Consider the following 3,334-nt stretch of genomic DNA (forward strand, 5'->3'; position numbering starts at 1 on the left):
GCTTTGGGTCGAAGCGGTACACCGCCACCGCTTCGTTGACCTGCCCTACCGAAGCGCGTGCCACCAGTTCGGGGCGACCGTCGAAGTCGACGTCCAGCTGGCTCAAGCGCGCGTTGCCATCGGCATCGGCTACGCCGTCCAGACGCTGCTGCCGACCCGAGGGCAGCAGCAGCGCAATGGTGCCCTGCGTTTCCACGCGGGCGGTAGCGACCGTGCCCGGTCCAAGCACAATGCGCAGCTCCGCATCGGCTGCCGCCGCCTGCGCCACGGGCGCGCAGGCGGCCAACGCCAGCCCGAACAGCAGCACGCAACGCCCACGGGTGATCTCGTTCATGCCGGCCTCCTGCCGCGCCAAGGTGGCGCGCGTGCTCAGAACGATACTTCAACCGCCTGCTGCGCCCACAACACGGACTGATGACCGGTGGCCTGCTTCCACGCCAGCCGGATCGCTTCAATGTCCGCGCGGCGCTGCGGGGTGTTCTCGTGCAGCACCACCAGCACCTTGGTGCGCAGGCGGTTGGGCTCGGCCGCGCCGCGGAACAGCCACTGGCCGTAGGCGTCGAACACGGTCAGGCCGTCCGGAAAGCGCGGGGTGACTTCCTTGTCGAGAAAGGCGCGCCACTGCGCGTCGGTGATGCCTTCGGTCTGCGGTCGGTCGGCCACGCCGGTTTCTTCTCCCACACCGAAATAGAGCTCGCTGCGCACCCAGCCGGCAGCAGCATCGGGGCGCGCGGCGTCGCCCTGCAGGGTCGCCGTGGCGGTGGCGGGCGGGGTCGGCTTGGCGGCCGGGGCGGCAGTGGCACAGCCGCTGGTGGCCATAACCAGGGCGATCAGGATGGTGCGGAACTTCATGGACAACTCTCCGGAAACACAGGGACAGGCAGGGAAGGAGCGTGCCGGACATCCAGGTCCGGTGCAGATCGCCAACGGCTATCTGCTTATAACCACCCCGATGGGGCTTGCGTCACACAGGGACATCACGCGAAGATAATATATCGCTTCATCCGGATGGATTGGTAGCGCCGACCATTAGTCGGCGACGCCACTCCCCGTCCCCCCCCCCTCGTCGTCCTGCTGGAGTCCGCATGTCCCGTCCGTCCGCGTCGCGCCTTGGCCTTGCCATCGCGCTCGTCCTCTCCTCCCCCCTGCTCGCCCAGGATGCAACTGCGCAGGACGCGCCCGGCTCGGCCACCACGCTGGACACCGTGATCGTCACCGGCACCCGCGCGGTGGACCGCACCGTGCTGGAATCCACCTCGCCGGTGGACGTGCTCACCGCCGAAGACATCCGCAAGGCTGGCGTGGTCAACGGTGAACTGGGCAGCGCGCTGCAGGCGCTGCTGCCCTCGTTCAACTTCCCGCGCCAATCCAACTCCGGCGGTGCCGACCACATCCGCGCCGCGCAGCTGCGCGGGCTCTCGCCGGACCAGGTCCTGGTGCTGGTCAACGGCAAGCGCCGCCACACCAGCGCGCTGGTCAACACCGACAGCAAGATCGGCAAGGGCACCACGCCGGTAGACTTCAACGCCATTCCGATCAGCGCGATCAAGCGCATCGAAGTGCTGCGCGACGGCGCCGGCGCGCTGTACGGCTCCGATGCGGTGGCCGGGGTGATCAACGTGATTCTCGACGACGCCCCGGAAGGCGGCGCGTTCGAGGCCAGCTTCGGCGCCAACCACACCGACCTCAAGCCGATCGACCGCACCGTCACCGACGGCCAGACCAGCTATGCCAGTGCCAAGGTCGGCACCCGGCTGGGCGAAGACGGCGGCTTCCTGCGCGTGGGCCTGGAGCTGAAGAACCACGAAGGCACCAACCGCGCCGGCTTCGACCAGATCCCGCCGTGGGACCAGAGCGATACCAACCTGGCGCTGCAGGGCAAGCGCAATTACGTGCTTGGCGATGGCAAGACCCGTGACCTCAACGCCTGGATCAATACCGAGCTGCCGTTCGGTGAGACCTCCAAGTTCTATTTCTTCAGCACGTTCAACCAGCGCGACAGCGAAGGCGCCAACTACTTCCGCTACCCCGACAGCGACGCCAACTGGGCGCAGGTCTATCCCAACGGCTACCGCCCGATCTCCGAAGGCGAGAACCGCGACGTGCAGGCCGTGGCCGGTGCGAAGGGCCAATGGGGCGAGTGGAACTACGACGCCAGCCTGGATTACGGCACCAACCGCTTCACCTACCGCCTGCGCAACTCGCTCAACGCCTCGCTCGGTCCGACCAGCCCGACCCGCTTCAAAACCGGCGATTACCAGAACGAACTGACCGTGGCCAACCTCGACCTGGGCCGCGTGTTCAACCAGGGCGAGAACATCACCCACAGCCTCGGCCTGGGCGTGGAAGCGCGGCGTGACCACTACCAGACCCGTCCGGGCRACCCGAGCAGCTACGCCGCCGGCCCGTTCACCGATCGTCCGACCGGCTCGCAGGCCGGCGGCGGGCTGACTCCGCAGGATGCGACCTCGCTGTCGCGTGATGTGGCCAGCGCCTATGCCAGCCTGTCCAGCCAGTTCGGCGAGCATTTCTCCAGCGACCTGGCCGCGCGCTACGAACACAGCGATGACTACGGCGGCGAACTGACCGGCAAGCTGGGCCTGCGCTATGAATTCACCCCGGCCTTCGCGCTGCGCGGCGCGATTTCCAACAACTTCCGCGCGCCGTCGCTGGCGCAGATCGGTTACGAATCCACCTCCACCGGTTACAACGCCGCCGGCCAGCTGGTGCAGGGACGCGTGCTGTCGGTCAACAATCCCATCGCACGCGGCCTGGGCGCTTCTGACCTGAAGCCGGAGAAGTCGCTCAACACCAGCCTGGGCTTCACCAGCCGCATCGGCGACCACTTCGATGTGTCGTTGGACTTCTTCCAGATCGACATCGATGACCGCATCGCGCTGTCGGAAAGCATCACCGGCGATGCACTCACCGACTACGTGCAGCAGCAGTTCGGCGTGGCCGGCCTGCAGAGCGCGAGCTTCTTCGTCAACGCCGCCGACACCCGCACCCGCGGTGCCGAGCTGGTGAGCAACTGGCGGCAATCGCTGGGCGATGGCGAACTGCTGTTGACCGGTACCTACGCCTATACCAAGACCACGTTGAAGAACGTACTGGCCACCCCGGCCAGCCTGCTCGCGCTGGATCCGGAGTACGTGCTGTTCGGCGTGGAAGAAACCAACACCCTCACCGATGCCACCCCGCGCACCCGCGCCGCGCTCGCCGCCAGCTGGAGTGACGACCGCTGGTCGCTGAGCAGCCGGGTCAGCCGCTATGGCAGTGTCACCCGCGTGTTCAACTTCGGCGATGGCTTCGTCCCGCGCCAGACGTATGGGGC

General features: G+C 67.2%; 2 protein-coding genes and 1 pseudogene. 1 reads left to right on the forward strand and 2 read right to left on the reverse strand.

The window, feature by feature from the left end; genetic code table 11:
• Together ACXJKH_RS17250 and ACXJKH_RS17255 are read right to left on the reverse strand one after the other, a co-directional pair.
• Positions 1-334: pseudogene (locus tag ACXJKH_RS17250) on the reverse strand (SH3 domain-containing protein); the annotation flags it as partial.
• Between the two features lie 35 nt (positions 335-369).
• A complete protein-coding gene (locus ACXJKH_RS17255) occupies positions 370-852 on the reverse strand; it encodes a DUF3574 domain-containing protein (RefSeq protein WP_256775500.1) in 483 nt (160 codons plus the stop codon).
• A 233-nt stretch (positions 853-1,085) separates the two neighbouring features.
• On the opposite strand from ACXJKH_RS17255, the gene ACXJKH_RS17260 reads away from it, so the two are divergent.
• The coding region (locus ACXJKH_RS17260; protein WP_457321153.1) for a TonB-dependent receptor plug domain-containing protein at positions 1,086-3,334 on the forward strand (2,249 nt) is incomplete at its 3' end.

Source organism: Stenotrophomonas sp. P5_B8 (assembly GCF_054049855.1).